Source organism: Rhizobium sp. PvP014 (assembly GCF_017876855.1).
Taxonomy (GTDB): domain Bacteria; phylum Pseudomonadota; class Alphaproteobacteria; order Rhizobiales; family Rhizobiaceae; genus Neorhizobium; species Neorhizobium soli.
Genome location: NZ_JAGIOT010000001.1, coordinates 196,342 through 213,384, shown reverse-complemented (window position 1 = coordinate 213,384; position 17,043 = coordinate 196,342). Strand labels below are relative to the sequence as shown.

13 protein-coding genes are annotated in these 17,043 nt (G+C 57.9%); 8 read left to right on the top strand and 5 right to left on the bottom strand.

What is annotated here, in order from left to right; genetic code table 11:
- The first annotated feature begins 112 nt into the window (after positions 1–112).
- Genes J3A65_RS00925 through J3A65_RS00910 form a run of 4 tightly spaced genes read left to right on the top strand, consistent with a single transcriptional unit; the run spans position 113 to position 3,375 of the window.
- Positions 113–994, top strand: coding sequence for a branched-chain amino acid ABC transporter permease (locus J3A65_RS00925; RefSeq protein ID WP_209898554.1), 882 nt, complete (start codon positions 113–115; stop codon positions 992–994).
- Positions 991–1,953, top strand: coding sequence for a branched-chain amino acid ABC transporter permease (locus tag J3A65_RS00920; RefSeq protein ID WP_209898551.1), 963 nt, complete (start codon positions 991–993; stop codon positions 1,951–1,953). Before J3A65_RS00925 ends, J3A65_RS00920 begins: the two co-directional genes overlap by 4 nt.
- Entirely contained in the window at positions 1,941–2,675 is a 735-nt protein-coding gene (locus J3A65_RS00915) for an ABC transporter ATP-binding protein (RefSeq protein WP_174197437.1), read from the top strand. Before J3A65_RS00920 ends, J3A65_RS00915 begins: the two co-directional genes overlap by 13 nt.
- A 1-nt stretch (position 2,676) precedes the next feature.
- Positions 2,677–3,375, top strand: coding sequence for an ABC transporter ATP-binding protein (locus J3A65_RS00910; RefSeq protein ID WP_209898547.1), 699 nt, complete (start codon positions 2,677–2,679; stop codon positions 3,373–3,375).
- A gap of 46 nt (positions 3,376–3,421) precedes the next feature.
- On the opposite strand, the gene J3A65_RS00905 is transcribed toward J3A65_RS00910, so the two are convergent.
- From J3A65_RS00905 to J3A65_RS00895, 3 genes are all read right to left on the bottom strand, one after another.
- Positions 3,422–5,140 (bottom strand): ABC transporter ATP-binding protein, encoded by a 1,719-nt coding sequence (locus J3A65_RS00905; protein WP_209898544.1) that lies wholly within the window; start codon positions 5,138–5,140, stop codon positions 3,422–3,424.
- Between the two features lie 178 nt (positions 5,141–5,318).
- Entirely contained in the window at positions 5,319–6,746 is a 1,428-nt protein-coding gene (locus J3A65_RS00900) for a mannose-1-phosphate guanylyltransferase/mannose-6-phosphate isomerase (RefSeq protein WP_184655292.1), read from the bottom strand.
- Positions 6,747–6,785: 39 nt separating this feature from the next.
- A complete protein-coding gene (locus J3A65_RS00895) occupies positions 6,786–8,210 on the bottom strand; it encodes a phosphomannomutase (RefSeq protein ID WP_209898541.1) in 1,425 nt (474 codons plus the stop codon).
- A 247-nt stretch (positions 8,211–8,457) separates the two neighbouring features.
- Between J3A65_RS00895 and J3A65_RS00890 the strand changes: the two genes are divergently transcribed.
- The 4 genes from J3A65_RS00890 to J3A65_RS00875 all read left to right on the top strand — a co-directional run bounded on the left by J3A65_RS00890 (position 8,458) and on the right by J3A65_RS00875 (position 14,548).
- Positions 8,458–9,996: an O-antigen ligase family protein gene (locus J3A65_RS00890; protein ID WP_209898538.1), complete on the top strand. Its 1,539-nt coding sequence runs from the start codon at positions 8,458–8,460 to the stop codon at positions 9,994–9,996.
- Positions 9,997–10,215: 219 nt separating this feature from the next.
- Positions 10,216–11,424 (top strand): polysaccharide biosynthesis/export family protein, encoded by a 1,209-nt coding sequence (locus J3A65_RS00885; RefSeq protein ID WP_092664360.1) that lies wholly within the window; start codon positions 10,216–10,218, stop codon positions 11,422–11,424.
- 241 nt (positions 11,425–11,665) lie between these two features.
- The gene (locus J3A65_RS00880) at positions 11,666–12,217 is read left to right on the top strand and encodes a hypothetical protein (protein WP_113110122.1); all 552 of its coding nucleotides are present in this window, start codon (positions 11,666–11,668) and stop codon (positions 12,215–12,217) included.
- A 72-nt stretch (positions 12,218–12,289) separates the two neighbouring features.
- On the top strand, positions 12,290–14,548 hold the full coding sequence (locus tag J3A65_RS00875; protein WP_245341447.1) for a polysaccharide biosynthesis tyrosine autokinase: 2,259 nt from the start codon (positions 12,290–12,292) through the stop codon (positions 14,546–14,548).
- Positions 14,549–14,727: 179 nt separating this feature from the next.
- Here J3A65_RS00875 and J3A65_RS00870 read toward each other — a convergent pair whose 3' ends face one another.
- Together J3A65_RS00870 and J3A65_RS00865 are read right to left on the bottom strand one after the other, a co-directional pair.
- Positions 14,728–15,180, bottom strand: coding sequence for a hypothetical protein (locus tag J3A65_RS00870; protein ID WP_209898532.1), 453 nt, complete (start codon positions 15,178–15,180; stop codon positions 14,728–14,730).
- A 305-nt stretch (positions 15,181–15,485) separates the two neighbouring features.
- Positions 15,486–17,033 (bottom strand): cryptochrome/photolyase family protein, encoded by a 1,548-nt coding sequence (locus J3A65_RS00865; RefSeq protein WP_209898529.1) that lies wholly within the window; start codon positions 17,031–17,033, stop codon positions 15,486–15,488.
- Positions 17,034–17,043 lie beyond the last annotated feature (10 nt).

Below are 17,043 nucleotides of genomic sequence, written 5' to 3'. Positions count from 1 at the left end.
CGGAAGGGATCGGTTGACCGGTCCCTTCGCTCTTCACCCCGCGTCGTTTTTCCTGTCTAACCGCAGCAAATCAGGCGAGGGGACAGTCGTGTCCGTGCATAGGAGCTAGGGTTTGGCGTTCGGTCCGTTTCTGCTGTTGGCGACACTGGAAGGACTGCTCCAGGCCGCGGTCCTCACATTGACGGCGCTTGGCCTTTCTCTGGTGTTCGGCGTCATGCGCGTCGTCAATGTCGCCCATGGCGAATTCTATATGCTCGGCGCCGTTGTCGCCTGGTGGGTGGCGTCGATGTTCTCGCTGCATCCGGCAGTCGGCTTTTTCGCGGCGCTCGTCATCAGCCCGTTGATTGTCGGGGCGATCGCATTCGCCAGCGAGCGGCTGATCCTGAAGCGCCTGAATTACGATCCGGAATCGACCATCGTCGCCACGATCGGCATGCTCTACATCATCCAGCAGACGGTCCTTTTGACCTACGGTCCGGATGCGCGTCCGGTGTCCGCGCCGTTCTATTACCGTATCCAGCTGCCGTGGTTCGGCTATTCCGGTTACAATCTCTTCGTCATCGCAGCGGCGATCGTGTTGCTGCTGGCGGTCTGGTTCGTGCTCAGCCGTACACGGCTCGGCCTCATCATGCGCGCCACGCAGTTCGACCGCGAGATGGCGCAGGCCTTCGGCATACCGATCGAACGGGTCTATGCCTTCGTCTTTGCCGCCGGCGCCATGCTGGCGGCGATCGCTGCGGTGCTGATCGTGCCGATCCGCCAAGCCCATTACCTGATGGGGCTCGATCCGCTGCTTCTCTCCTTCATCGTCGTCATCCTTGGCGGCCTCGGCAGTCTGCGCGGCACCGTCATCGCAGCCCTCCTGATCGGACTGAGCGACGGCATCATTTCGGTGTTCTTCTCACCAACGCTTGCAAAGATCATCTCGACCCTGCTTGTCGCCCTTGTGCTGGTGTTCAAGCCGGAAGGTCTGTTCGGGGCAAAGGCGCGATGAGAAGCGAAAACACCATCCGCGTCATCGCGCTTCACGTGGGCGTGCTGGCAGCCCTCTTTCTCGTCCAGTTCTTGCTGCCCGATTATCACCACCTCGCCATGACCCGCGTCATGCTGTTGGCGATCTATGCCATGGGCTACAACATGCTGTTCGGCTATACGGGCCTGCTGAGCCTCGGACATGCGATGTTCTTTGCCGCCGGTCTCTACGGCGCCGGCATGACGGCCTATTACACCGATCTCGGCGTGCCACTCGCGTTTCTCATCGGAATTGTCTGTGGTGCCGCCCTGTCGCTCGTCATCGGCGTGATTGCTCTGCGAACGACCGGCGTCGCCTTCATGATTGTCACCATGATGTTCGGCCAGGTTGCCTATCTCACGATCACCTACTTCACCGACTATACCCGCGGCGAAGAAGGCCTGACGATGCCGGCAGCCGCCCGCAGTTTCGATCTCCTCGGACTCCACATCGACCTGACGAATGCCGTGCAGCGCTACAACACGGCGCTCGGCCTTCTGGCTTTGACACTGCTCGTCATCTTCATCGTCGTCCGCGGACCGATCGGCAGGGTGCTGATCGCGATCCGCGAAAACGAGACGCGCACGCTGATGCTGGGCTTCGACACATTCAAGCTGAAGCTCGGTGCGCTCGTCCTGTCAGGCACGATATCCGCCATTGCCGGTGCCGCCTACGGGCTGATGTTCGCCTATGTCGGCGCAACCTTTGCCACGATCCAGTATTCGATCGAAGCGCTGCTCTTCACGTTGCTCGGCGGTGCCGGAACGATCCTTGGTCCGCTGCTCGGCTCAATCCTCATGTTCTACATGATCGACATCACCAGCGAATACACCCAGGCCTATCTGCTCGTGACCGGCGTCGCGCTTGTGGTTCTGGTCCTCTTCTTTCCGAAAGGCATTCTCGGGACGATCCGCGAAAGGTGGCTGTCATGGCTTCCGTGAGCCTGCTTTCGACAAAAGGTCTCAGCCGCCATTTTGGAGGGCTGAAAGCCGTCGACAATGTCGACTTTACCATCAGAGAAGGCGAGATCCGCGCGCTGATCGGTCCGAACGGTGCCGGAAAGACGACTTTCGTCTCGTTGCTGGCCGGTCGTATCGCGCCGAGCGCCGGTTCGATCGAGTTCCTGGGCAAGGACATCACCAACCTACCGGCGCATAAGCGCGTGCGCGACGGCATCGCCTATACATTCCAGATCACCAGCATCTATCCGACGCTGACCGTGTTCGACAACGTGGCGCTGTCGGCACAAAGCGCTTTAAGGCGTCACCCCGGCTCGAAACGGTCTGATATTGCCGAGAAGGCGCAGGAAGCCCTGGACCGCGTTGGCCTTGCGGATCGAATGGGAGAGAAGGCCGGGACCATGGCCTATGGCCACCAGCGGCTTCTCGAAGTCGCGATGGGACTGGCGCTGGAGCCGAAACTCCTGATCCTGGATGAGCCGACGCAAGGCTTGTCGGATAGCGAGATCGAAAGTTTCTGCCGGCTGGTCAAGGAAATCGCCACGTCTGCAACGGTCCTTCTGATCGAGCACAACATGCCCGTCGTCATGCAACTCGCCGACACGATCACGGTTCTCAACCACGGTCAAATCCTCGCCGAGGGGTCGCCCGGAGACATCCGTGCCAACGCAGCCGTGCAGGCCGCCTACCTGGGAACCGGTTGATATGCTCGAAGTCTCCAATCTCGATGTCTATCACGGCAGCAGCCAGACGCTGCAGGGTATGTCGCTGACTGTGGTGAAGGGCGAGGTTCTCTGCCTGCTCGGCCGAAACGGCGCGGGCAAGACGACGACCCTGCGTGCCATCATGGGTCTCGCAACGGCCGGTGCCGGTAGTATCCGACTGGACGGCACCGAAATTTCGGCGCTGCCGGCGCATGAAAGGCCACGCTTCGGCATCGGCTATGTGCCGCAGGGGCGCCGGTTGTTCTCCGAGCTGACCGTGCGGGAAAATCTCGAAATCGGCATGATGACGCGGCGCAGTCCGCAGCGCGTGCTCGACGAAACGCTTTCGCTGTTTCCCCGGCTGCAGGAGCGCCTCGGCCAGGTTTCCGGAACGCTGTCTGGCGGCGAACAGCAGATGCTGGCCACCGCGCGCGCCTTGTGCCTCGATCCCAAGGTCATCCTATTGGACGAACCGACCGAAGGGCTGATGCCCTCAATGATCGCGACGATCCGCGATGTCGTGCTGACGCTGCGAAATCAGGGGAAAGCAATCCTGCTGGTCGAACAGCGGGTGGAAGCCGTGTTATCGATCGCCGATCGCGTCTGTTTCGTCGAGAACGGCAAGGCGCAGGCAGTGATGCCGGTAGAGGCGCTGAGGGCCGATCCGTCTCTTCTGTCCCGCTACGTCGGTATCGGCTAGTCCGAGTTCTTGAGCGTCAGTTCGATTGTGATCACTACGTCACCAGTCAGACCATGCCGACCTGGCCGGAATGCAGCCGGTTATATGCGCCCCTGCGTTCGATCAGGTCCTGATGAGTGCCCTGTTCGGCAATCCCAGAATCGTCAATGACGACGATGCGATCGGCGCCCTGGATCGTGGCGAGTCGGTGGGCGATGATCAGCGTGGTCCGCCCCTGCGATAGTTCGGCAAGAGAACGCTGGATCGCACGCTCGGTTTCCGTATCGAGCGCGGAGGTCGCTTCGTCGAGGATCAGGATCGGAGGGTTTTTGAGGAACATGCGGGCAATCGCGACCCGCTGCTTCTGGCCGCCGGACAATTTCACACCACGCTCACCGATGACCGTATCGAGACCCTCCGGCAGGTTTGCCAGCATGTCCTCCAAACGTGCGCGGTGCGCGGCTTCGACAATATCAGCCTCGGAAGCGCCCAGTCTTCCATAGGCGATATTTTCCCGCAGCGTACCACCGAACAGGAAGACATCCTGCTGCACGATGCCGATCTGCTGGCGAAGGGATTCCTTCGTCATCTTGCGGATGTCGATCCCGTCGATCGTGATGCTCCCCGACACGACTTCGTAGAACCGCGGAAGAAGCGAGCATATGGTTGTCTTGCCGGCGCCCGAGGGCCCCACGAACGCGATCGTCTCGCCAGCGCGGATATCGAGGTTGATCTCTTCGAAGACAGTCTTTGCCGCGGTGTAACCGAAGGTCACGGACCGGTACGCAATCTCGCCTTTCAGGTGATCAACGGCGACCGCATCCCGTGCGTCGGCAATATCGGGCTCCGTGTCGATCAGTTCGGTAAACCGCCTGAAGCCGGCGATCCCCTTCGGATAGGTCTCGATCACCGAATTGATCTTTTCCACCGGACGAAAGAAGATGCCGACGAGAAGCAGAAAACCGATGAAGCCGCCCGCCGTCAGCTCGCCGGCGAGCACGAAATAGGCGCCGGTCACCATCACCACCATCTGGGTCAGCCGCATGCTGAGGTAACTCATGGAGCTGGTGGCGGCCATCAGCTTGTAGGCTTCCAGCTTCACGCGGCGATAGCTTTGGTTGTCCTTTTCGAACAGCGCGCGCTCGTGACCCTCGTTGGCGAAAGCCTGCACGACACGCATACCACCGACGTTTTCCTCAATGCGTGCGTTGAACTCGCCGATCCGGCTGAAAAGCCGATGGAAATTTTCAGTCATGCGGCCGCCAAAATGGCTTGTTGCCCAGGCGGTCACAGGAACGATGGTCGCAGTGATGACCGCCATCTGCCAATTGACTGAAAACATCAGCAGCAGAGCGCCGATAAAGGTCATCAGCGCAATGAACAGGTCTTCAGGCCCGTGATGCGCGACTTCGCCGATTTCCTCCAGGTCCTTGGTCAGGCGCCCGACGATATGACCGGTTTTTTGATTGTCAAAATAGCCGAACGACAGCTTCTGCAGGTGGTTGAACGCCGCCCGCCGCATGTCTGTCTCGATATTGATGCCGAGCATATGGCCCCAATAGGTGACGACGGCCATCAACCCGGTATTGAGGACATAGATGACGAGAAGGCCAGCCGACGCGAGGATGATCAGCAGCCATTCCTGGCTCAGCAGAAGCCTGTCCACAAACAGCTTCACCGCCATGGGAAATCCAAGCTCGAGGAGGCCGGACCCGATGGCGCAGCCGAAGTCGAGGAGGAATAGGCCTTTATAGGGCTGATAATAAGAGAAGAAGCGGCGAAGCATGCTGACCTGCAGACGATGTCACATCTGGCCTGCAGCGATGCAGGCCGGATGTGAGAACATGAGTAACCTTCTCATATTCGAAAAGCCGCCGGAAAGGATAGTGCCGTTATGCCACGGCACGCCATTCACTTCGCTCAGGCGGTCTGCAAGCAGCACGTCGCCGTCTGCGGGGTCTTGATCAGCCCCGTCCGAACTCGTCGACGATGCGGATAATGTCGTCTTCCCCAAGATAGGAACCGGTCTGGACCTCGATCATTTCAAGCATGATCTTGCCGGGGTTGGCCAGGCGATGGACTTCACCCTGTGGAATGTACACGCTCTCGTTTTCGCGGACCGTCTGCACGGTGTCACCGATCGTCACCTCGGCCGTGCCCTTGACGCAGATCCAGTGCTCCGAGCGGTGGTGATGCTTTTGGAGAGAGAGCTTCTTGCCTGGCGTCACAAACAGCCGTTTCACCTGGAACCGATCGCCGTTGAGGATCGAGGTATAGCCACCCCAGGGGCGGTAGGAGGTTGGATGTGTTTCGGTGAGAGCCGAAGTCGCCTTGGCGGCGGCGAGTTGCTTGACGATGTTGCCGACGTTCTGACTGTCGTCGAGGCGGCCGACATAGACAGCGTCCTCGCTGGCGATGACGGCAATTCCATCCACACCCTGCACGGCCATATGACCGTGGCGCGACAGGACGAGCGAGTTCTTCGTGTTGATCAGCGTCGCGTTGCCGAGCGCGACATTGCCATCGGCATCCTGCTCGCCCAGCTTCCAGACCGCATCCCAGCTGCCCATGTCTGACCAAGTGAAGGACGCCGGCACGACAGCAGCGTTTGCTGTCTTTTCCATGATCGCATAGTCGACCGAGATGTTCGGGCTGGCCGAAAACGATGCCTCGTCGAGGCGCAAGAAATCGAGGTCACCGGATGCCTTTGCAACGGCAGCGCTTGCAGCTTCAGCAACAGCGGGCGCAAAGCGGGCGAACTCGCTGAGAACCACGCCGGCCTGGAACATGAAGATGCCGGAGTTCCAGACAAAACCACCGCTCGCCAGCATCTTTTCAGCGTCCGGCAGGGCAGGCTTTTCGACGAAGCGCTTTACTGTGTTCGCACCGCTTGAGAGCTGGTCACCGATCTCGATATAGCCATAGCCGGTCGAAGGCTCGGTCGGTGTAATGCCGAAGGTGACGAGCTTGCCGCTTGCTGCCGTCTTGCGTGCGGTCTGAATGGCATCGAAATAGGCCTTGCCCGCTTCGATTTCGTGGTCGGAGGCCAGCACCTGCAAGATCGCGTCGTCGCCGAACTTCTCGGCGACGAAGGCAGCGGCTGCGGCAACGGCCGGTGCCGTGTTGCGCGCGGACGGCTCCAGCATGATCGCCGTGAGTGGCAGGCCAAGCTCGCGTGCCTGTTCGGCGGCAAGGAAGCGGAAATCTTCGTTGGTGATGACGATTGCAGGCTCATAGAGCGTCTCGTCGGCAACACGCGCAAGCGTGGACTGGAACAGCGTCTGGTCGCCGACGAACTGTATAAACTGCTTTGGTGCAGAAGACCGTGACAACGGCCACAGCCGCGTGCCCTTGCCGCCTGCCATGATTACGGGAATGATCTTGCCAACCATAGTCTCAGTCTCCACTGACGCTTTTGCTTTTGAGATTTGTCATCGGTTACGTTCTGCCGCCCAACGCCGAATGAGATCAAGCCCTTGAGCCAACAATTCCAAGGCGGCCCGTTCATCCGGCGCTTCGACGTAGCAGCGCATTTCCGGAGCATTGCCAGACGGCCGAAGATGGATGATGCGCCCGTCCTCAAGTGTCACGCGAAGCCCGTCTATTTCGCTTTTCGCAGTGACCGAGCCGATGGGCGCGAGGAAAGCGAAAAGATTGTCGTCGGATGCCCGCAGATGCGCCATCAGTGCCGCACTCGTTTCCACGGGGAAGTTTTCCAGCCGGTCTGCCGCTGCAAAAGCAAGCGGATGATCGGCAACGATGCGCGATAGCGGTTGCTTGGCGTTCGTGAGAAGCGAAAGCGTCGCGAGCGCCGGAAGGAAGCTGTCGCGAGTTGGCAGCGCTTGCAATGTGCCTCCGGCAACTGTGAAATCGGAGCCGGTCAGCGTGCCGCCATTGGCCTCGAACCCGACGATCGCCGTTTTGCCATCCTTGGCTGCCGCCTGCATGGCGGCAATGACGAATGGTGAGCCGACCTTTGTTCTTACAACCGTATAGTCGCCGGCAGCCTCTATCCGTGAATTGGACGTGACTGGAGTGGCGACCACTTCGGCATGGAGGAAGTTTGCCGTGATCAGGCCCAACAGATCGCCTCTGAGCGGCTGCCCCTTTTCGTCTGCGACGAGCGGGCGGTCGCCATCACCATCCGCGGAGACGATCGCGTCGAGATGATATTGTGGGGCCCAACCCTGCAGCAGCGCAATCGTCTCGGCAGAGACGGCTTCCGTATCGACGGGAATGAAACGCTCAGAGCGTCCGAGCGGCAAGACCTGCGCCCCCAGCTTTTCAAGAACCTGAACGAAGAGATCGCGCGCGACTGTGGAATGCTGATAGACACCGATAGTCAATCCGGCCAATGCATCCGGAGCAAGCAGCATGACGTTCCGTTCGACGAAAAGTGCTTCGGCCTCCACGTGCTGATCCGAAGCTTCGCCCGGAGTGGCGTCGATCTCTTCATCTGCCATGGCGCCGGCGATCGCCGTGATCCGGATCTCGTCCTGTTTGTCGATCTCACCATCGGCACGGTAGAATTTGATACCGTTGCGATCATCCGGGATATGCGATCCAGTGATCATCAGGCCGGCAGCCGAGAGCTTCATACCGTAAAGTGCCAGCGCGGGAGTGGGTATGGCCCCACAATCGATGGCGTTCAGTCCTGCCCGCTGCAAGGCGCCGATACAGGTTGCCGCAATCCTCGGGCTTGAGGCGCGGAAATCACGTCCCACCAGAACCGGATCCCCCGGCTTGGCAAGACCGGCCTCTAAAAGATGGCGTGCGAACGCTGTGGTGTAGAGCGCCGACGCTCTGCCTTCGAGATCAGTGACAAGACCGCGAAGGCCGCTTGTTCCAAATTTCATGATGCGTCTGTTTCGATTGGTCGGATAGCAATGATTGTGGGAGCCAATACCATAAAAATATGGAACGTAGCTATAGACGCTTGAACGGTAAAAGCGAGAGTATATGTAGGCGTATAGTTAAATCATCACAAGTCATATTTCCGCTTTGATTCGAAAGACCGTGATAAACTACTAAAATATACTTTGCTCTGGATGTGGTATTGCTAAAGCATTCCCAGTGTTGGGCGTAATTTGGATTGGGGCTAATATGAAAGATTTCCGCGGGGGGTGGCTGCCAAAGAACGCTGTCTATAGATCAATTGTTTTTATCCACTGGTCAGCACTCGCCTTAGCGCTTTTGAATTTTGGCGCCGTGCAGATTTCCACTGTCGCTATCTACGGATTGGCAAGTGCTCTCCTACTTTGTATCGCCGTCTTCGTCCGAGGGATCCCCAAGGCAGGGGAGCCGGCCGTGAAAGCCGCTATCGTATTGGCTCTGGTCGCCTTCGCATGGGTAATCTTCCAGACTACTCCGCTGCCTGAAGCAATCTTCAGTCAACCGTCGTGGAGAGACCTCGTCGAGTTTCAGCTCGATGCTTCCCCGGTAATATCCTTGACGCCTGCGGATGACTGGGCATCTTTGTTTCGTTTCCTCGTGCCGGTTGAGGTCTTTCTGCTCGGGATTATTTTGTGCGACAGCGACGAACGAGCGATCGCCACCCTCAAAGGCCTGGCGATAGCAGGAGCCGTTGTCGCTCTTCTCTCCATCGCCCAATTCCTGATCGCGCCCAAGACACTCCTCTTCATCGCAAAGACGGCTTACCTCGACAGCCTAACCGGCTTCTTTGTCAATCGGAACACCGCCGCAACCTATTTCGGGATTGTCGCCATCCTGAACTATGGAATCCTTTCGTCTCACCTGCGGTGTGTTGGGGTCCGGCGAATTCTCACGTCGCTGGATCAAGGCAGGGGTCTTCCATTCGATCAACGAAAGGCAGTTCGAGGAGCACTAAGCTTTGCGATACTGTTTATGGTATCGGTCACGGCTCTTGTGCTGACGAAGTCCCGGGCCGGGGTTGCGGCAAGTTTTGCCGCGCTTCTGTTGATGACCCTGTTGTTCGTGTTCAGATCTTCGCAGAACAAGCATCCTGTCCCTGCGCTTCGGAGTACCGGCCTTAGATCCATCCGCGTTGGCGCATTTCTGATAGCGATTGCTTTAACCGGCCTATTCGCAGCAGGCTTCCTGTCGTTTTCTGGCAGAGCTTTGCTCCGAGCAGAAGTGCAGGGCGCAAGCGACGGCCGCTTTTGCATCATGCCGGGATTGGGCTCGGGGGTATCCGATCATTTTCCGTTCGGGACCGGACTGGCAAGTTTCGAAACCGCTTTTACAGCGTATCGCGATCCGGACTGCGGCGTCTATACGGTTTGGAATCGTGCCCACGATGTCTATCTCGAAGCGGTCTTCGCGTTGGGCGTCGCCGGCATATTCATTATCGCGTTTGGACTGGCCTTTATCTTATCGTGCCTCGTCAGAGGAATGGCAGCGAGGCGTCGCCTTCGTTATGTCCCGGAATCCGGCTTCGCGGTGGTGTTGCTGCTTCTCGTTCACTCCGCCTTCGACTTCTCAATCCAGATCTCCGGCCTCGCCATTTTCGTGGCTGCGACCTTGGCGCCGATCGTCGTTGTCTGCGTTGCCGATCTAAAAGTCGGGTCGAAAAACAGGCGAAATCGAACGATCCAAACAAGTGTGGCGGGGCAATTGCCGTCGGCGGCCAGCCTGCGAGATAAACAGTTGCCTGCTGCTTGAGATATGCAGCTTATCCAAAACATCTACATTAGTAAGATAAATTCTATTGTACTATTTTATAGCTTAGTCACAAATAATATATATAATTATTAGTTAAATATGTGATTTATCAGCAACAAATCTTCGTTTCGTTCCAGATTTATTTGTTACGTTCCAATCTAAACTAGAAATAAATAATCTCGTGTGCAATTTTCGCTTGGGGCTTCTAAGGGGACACACGTGAAAATCAAAACCGCATCGACTTTTGTTCTTGTGGCGACGTCATTCCTGTCGGGATGCACAGCGCTGCCAAACTCTGGACCGGATTCTCGGCAGGTGGAGGCGCAGGCAACTGCAAAGGTTACATCAGCCAAAAAGGCACAGGCAGTCGGGATCGACTATGCTCTCGTCGACATTAGTAAATCTGTGCTTGCTTATGTAGAGGATACCAAGGCGACATCCCTTAAAGGGGGGTTCGGCGGCGGCCGTGGCGGAGCCCCGAGCTTGCCGCTCGGCGTTGGTGACGTCGTTCAGGTCTCTGTCTTTGAATCTCAGTCCGGCGGCCTGTTTATTCCCAACGACGCCGGGAGTCGTCCTGGTAACTACGTGTCGCTACCGAACCAGACAATCGATCGGGAGGGCACGATCAGCGTCCCTTACGCCGGCCGTATCCCGGCCGCCGGGCGTCCGGTGGAGGACGTCCAGCGACAAGTTGAGGATGCACTTGCTAACCGTGCGATTGAGCCGCAGGTGTTGATCACGAAGGTCAGCAGCCGGTCTGCTCAGGTCGCGGTTCTGGGCGACGTACGCTCGCCTGCGAAGATAGAGTTGACGGAAGCTGGTGAGCGCGTGCTTGACGTCGTTTCCGAAGCCGGCGGCTTGAGCTCGCCCGGCATCGAAACCTATATTACGCTGCAAAGACGCGGAAAATCGGCGACTGTCCTTTACGATTATCTGGTCGCCACGCCGTCTGAAAACATCTATGTCGCACCTGGCGACACCATTCTGGTCGATCGTGAACGTCGAACCTACCTTGCATTTGGCGCCTCGGGTCTCAATGGCAGGTTTGACTTCGAGGAATCGAAGCTGACCCTTGGTGAAGCACTGGGGAAGGCGGGCGGATTGCTGGACTCGCGTGCAAATCCGGCGCAGGTCATGCTCTACCGCACAGTCAAGAAAGACTTCCTGGCTAAGCTGGGCGTAGATACCAGTCGGTTCAGCGGCGAAATGGTTCCCGTCATCTTCAGAGCCAATATGAGAGATCCTTCGGCTCTCTTTGCTGTCCAGAAGTTCCCGATGCAGGATAAGGACACGATCTATGTGTCTAACTCCGACTCCGTCGAAACGCTGAAGTTCCTCAACATCCTGAATTCTGTGACTTCGACTGTCGCTGGTGTTCCGTCGGATGCCATCGCCACCCGCGATGCTGTTCGAGAACTCGCCCCGTGAGTTGTCGCTTCAAATTCACAAGTTAACAGTAATTTAATCTCTCTATTGATGATTTTTTACTTCTGTGCGATGGATTGATTAGTTTAGTAATCTTCGGGAGACAGTCATGCCTAAGGTTTTTATAAGTAATATTGCAGGTATCGCGCTTTCCACTGCTCTAGTTTCAGGTATTGCTGACCTTTCTTCGGCTCATGCACAGTCGGCTTTGCCAACGGCGGGATGCTTCGTCGCGCCGGCCCGGATGTCTGATGCCGAGATCAGCGCGTTTCTCGCAGCTCCAGAAAGTCTGTTGTCGCAGTTCTCGTCTGGCGGACTTCCACTGTCCAATCAGGCTCGTTCGCTCGCCGGATCCAGCGCCGACGCACTGTCCCCGCTGATTGCCATCGCTGCAAAGGCTAATGCCGGTCAGGCTGCCGCGATCGGCGCGGGGCTTGCTCGTGCCGCAAGGGCCTGCGCTACCGTCAATCCCGAATATGCCTCCCGTATCCAGGATGCTATCGCGGACAGCGGCAATCGCGCCCTCGAGACAGCGTTTCTCGCGGCCAACAGCGAAACGCAGACTGCGTCTCTTGGCGGCGGCCTCAGCGGTGGCGGCTCGGCAACCGGTGGCGCTGGCGCGATTGGCGGCGGCGGCACGCCAGGTGGCGGCAGCAATGGTGGCGCTGGAACGACTGCGTCGACCGGCTCGGGCTCGTCCAGCTTCTCTTCCGGCGGCGGTAGCGGATATTACGCGAGCGAAGACGGCGGCTCGACGACGATCGTCGAAGGCAGTTCGTCCACGGCGTCGTTCTGAGGCGGCTACTGTCTGGCATTTCATTGAGCGAGGTTTTTCTTGCAGATTCATAACAAGAGTTTCTCTGGTGGCCTGCAAGGCGACGATGTCGATCTAGAGCGCTCCGTTCAAGGAATTGATTTCGACGCTGTTTTAGCGATCGCCAGACGACAATGGATGATCGTAGCGGCCGCAGTGGCGGCCGCTATTGTCCTAGGATTGGCGTATATATTCACGGCAGTTCCTCTTTATACGTCCAACGTCAGCGTCTTGATCGACCAAGGCAATAGAGAAGTCGTTCAGCAGCTTTCGACAATTGGTGGCGTGGTCGACGACGAGGGTTCCGTTCTCAGTCAAGTTGAACTCCTGAAATCGGACACGATTGCCTTGTCCGTCGTGGATAAGCTCGACCTTACGAATGATGCGGCGTTTGCGAGTGCCGGAGGGTCTGTCATTGGAACAATGGCCGGAACGCTCCGGTCGCTGGCAAATGTCTCTTCGTGGTTCGTTGTTGAACCCGAAACCAGCGATCGGGTGGAGGCGAAACGCCGCGCCGCTGCGAACACGCTCCTTTGGAACATGGAGATCAGCCGCGTTGGTCGCACTTATGTTTTGAGCATCAGCTACACCTCTCCATCGTCTTCTCTCTCTGCGAAGATCGCCAACGCGATCGGAGAGGCCTATCTGGTTGACAAGCTCAATTCGAAATATGAGGCAACCAGGCGCGCAAGCGGCTGGCTGCAGGATCGCATAGCCGAACTGCGCCAGAAGGCTTTGGACTCGGATCTTGCCGTCCAGAAGTTCCGCAGTTCCAACGGCCTCGTTGCTGCCGGCTCGGTTCTGGTTGCTGACCAGCAGTTGTCCGAACTCAACAGCGCATTGATCGTCGCGCAGTCCGATACCGCAAAAGCTGAGGCGCGCCTGCAGCGGATCGCGCAGATCATCGCTTCGGGCCAAGGAGACGCGATCGTTACGGATGTTCTCGACAGTTCCATTTCCAACGAACTGCGCCAGAAATATCTCGATGCCTCCAAGCGGGAAGCGCAGATATCCGATCGTCTCGGAGTGAATCATATTCAAGCGATCAGGCTGCGCAGCGAAATGACGGAATACAACCGTCTGATGTTCGAAGAGGTCAATCGTATCGCCGAAAGCTACAAGAGCGATCTCAACGTTGCCAAGGCCCGGGAAAAGAGCCTGACGGATTCGGTCGCGCAGGCCACAGGCATCAGCGCCACCGCGAGCGAGACCCAGGTACAGCTGAGAGAACTCGAGCGGGAAGCTGACACCTACAAGAACATGTACCAGACCTTCCTGCAGCGGTATCAGGAGGCCATACAGCAACAGTCCTTCCCGGTCACCGAAGCACGTATCATCACGCGAGCGGCTGCACCCGACAGTCCGAGCCATCCCCGCAAGCCATTGGTACTGGCGCTGTTCGTGATCATCGGTGCCGCGGTCGGGAGTGGCCTTGGCGCGTTTCGCGAGTTCCGGGACCGTTTCTTCAGAACCGGCGAACAGGTTCGCGACGTTCTCAATCTGGAGTTTCTGGGCATCGCGCCAATAGTGGCTCCCGGAAAGGCCGTCGATGCTCCGGATAGCTCTGACGGTCGTGGCTTTGGCCAGGTTCGAAAGACCCATGCCGTTTCGAATTACGTCATCGATCACCCACTCTCCGCCTTCGCGGAAACGCTTCGAAGCGCCAAGATTGCTGCAGACCTCGCGCTTACCGGCAAGAGTTGCAAGATCATCGGCGTCGTTTCGTCATTGCCTGGAGAAGGCAAGTCAACGATTGCGGTGAATTTTGCCGAGTTGCTGGCGGGGCAAGGAAACAGAACCGTCCTGATCGACGGCGATTTGCGCAACCCGGGCGCGACGCGGGCGATCGGGAGACATGCGGAATCCGGCCTTCTCGAAGTGCTCATCGACAACAAGGATCCGCAGTCGCTTTTCCTCCGAAACGATCGGACTAAACTTGCGTTCTTGCCTGCAGTTGTCCGTCACCGCATTCCGCATTCGTCCGAACTGCTGTCGTCCGCGCGCATGCGTCAGGTGCTCGCAGACATCAGCAATACCGCAGACTATATCATTATCGATCTGCCGCCTCTTGGCCCGGTCGTCGATGCCCGCGCCATTGCAGGCCGAATTGACGGGTTCATCTTCGTCACCGAATGGGGCAAGACAGCACGCCGGGTCGTTCGTCAGGTTCTCGCTTCCGATCCCTATGTCCGCGACAAGTGTCTTGGTGTCGTGCTGAACAAGGTCGACCAGGAACGGATGAAGCTCTACCGAGCCTATGGCTCCAGCGAATATTATTACTCGCGATACTCCCAGTACTACCAGGAAGGCTGAGAATGACGCGGCGTGGTCGCAGACCGCTTCTCATCGGAGCGGTCGTCCTGCTCTGCATGGGAAGCCTGACGATCTCGGTAACACAGATCTCACGTTACGCCCGGTTCGGGACCATGCGACACATCGCGGCCGAGATTGAACGCGACAGACCGGTCTCGCGGGAGTTGCTCGAAGGAACTCTACCGCAGATGAGACTGCTTCTCAGAGACGATGTTTGCCAAAGCGAGTTCGTCAAAGCAGCTGTAACGGTTGCGCTCGTCCGGCTGGATACGCAAAGCCCGGATGTCGAATACGACAACTGGTCGAGCGCGCTTGGGGAGGCAGAGACCGTGGTGCGCTTTGCGCTTCACTGCCTCCCGAGTGATGGAAACTTCTGGGTCCGGTATGCAATGGTCAGGCAAGCGGTCGGGGAACAGCCAGAGGAAATCGCAAAGCTCGTCACGCTGTCGCAGCTTTACGCCCCCGCAGAAGAAAACACGATTGCGGCGCGGTTCCGCTTGTACAATCGCCTGACGCAGCCGAGCCTTACCCTCGCGGCAGCACCGCTGAAAGCGGATCTTGCGGTGGTATGCTCCTTGAAAGGCGCTGCCCTGCGGCGGCGTTTGCCTTTGGCGAACCCAGTCCTTGCCCATGAGGTCCTATCTTACGCGCAAGATTGTCATCTCGGTCGATCGTTGCGCGACAAAACGGGGAGATAGGTTCGTCCATCCGGACCGGGCGGCAGATCGTTCGAGGACGGTCGGTCGCGACCAGTTCTCGAAGGAACAAGTGAACCCGGTTCGCCTCTGCCCTGTTTTTCCTTCCGAGAGCGGAGGACCATTCCGCATGATCCCGGCTCACTCTTGCGGGTAGAGACACGGAACCCGTCGGCGATCGGATCCATTCATTCTGCGAGGGCGCTCCTCAGATGCTCCGTCGCCGGCCTATTTCCACACGGTCAAACATGGCTTCCGTCATCCAGTTTCCCGAGAAATGCAGAAGCACTGTTGCGATAGGCCTGCTGCGTTCCTGCCGACATCCGTCGCCATGACGCATACATCTGCGCCAAACGGTGGTTGCCCGACAGTGACTCGGCATTACGGGCGAGGAAATCCCAGTACAAGGCGTTGAAGGGACAGGCTTTCTCGCCAGTTTTCTGCGACACGTCATACCGGCAGCTTTCGCAGTAATTGGACATACGAGAAATATACGCGCCGCCTGCGGCGTATGGCTTGGAGGCCATAAACCCACCGTCGGCAAACTGGCTCATTCCGATCACATTGGGCAGTTCAACCCATTCGTAGGCGTCGGCATAGACTTCCAGATACCAGCGATGGACCGCGTAGGGATCAAGACCTGCCAGCATCGAGAAATTTCCGACCACCATCAGACGCTGGATATGATGCGCGTAGGCATGGGTAATCGTCTGTTTGATCACTGTGGACATACAGGCCATGTCCGTTTCACCGCTCCAGAAAAAGTCCGGCAGGGGACGGGATGCGGCGAAGAAATTGCTTGTCTCGTATCCCGGCATTTTCAGCCAATAGATGCCGCGGATATATTCGCGCCAGCCGATGATTTGGCGGATGAAAGCCTCGACCGCATTCAGCGGCGCGTGTCCTTCGAAATACGCGCGCTCCGCAGCCCGGCATAGTGCGAGCGGATCGAGCAGTCCAACATTGATGTAGAAGGAGAGAAGCGCGTGGTTCAGGAACGGCTCTTCGGCCAGCATCGCGTCCTGCGTTTCGCCGAAATTCGGTAGGAAATCGCGGATGAATCCATCGGCTGCCTTCTCCGCATCGGTGCGGGTCACTGCAAACGAGAAATTCTCCGTCGAACCCATATTGTTCGGGAACGTGCGCTCGACGAGCGCAAGAACCTCCTGCGTTGCTGCGTCGGGCGGAAAGACATGATGCTTCGGGCGAAACAGGTCGGGTTTGGCAGGTTTGCGATTTTCACTGTCGAAATTCCACCGGCCACCTTCGGGGTGGTCACCGTTCATCAACAGGCCGGTCTTGCGCCGCATGTCCCGATAGAAATACTCCATCGTCAGAGCCTTGCGGTCCTTGGCCCAGGCTTTGAACTCCGTCGTCGAACAGATAAACCGCGTGTCCTGCCGCACCTCTACCGGCAGATTTACCAAACCTTGCCAGTCTTCCATGGCGGAAAGAACGCGCCACTCGGCAGCTTCGGTGACGATGATCGATCGGGGTGACGTCTCTGCAATCGCGCGCAAAAGCTCGGTCGTGAAGGAGCCTGAATTGTCGCGATCATCAAGCCGCACGTACCGGACGCAGAAGCCTTTCGCACGCAGCTCATCGGCAAAATGGCGCATTGCGGAAAAGATGAAGGCGAGTTTCAGTTTGTGATGCTCGACATAGGTCGCCTCCTCCACCACCTCGCACATCAGGATCATATCCTGCGTGGGATCGGCACCCTCAAGGCTCGGTAGCGACAAGGATAGCTGATCGCCAAGAATGAAAATGAGGTTGCGGGTTGGCTTCACAGCTTGCTTT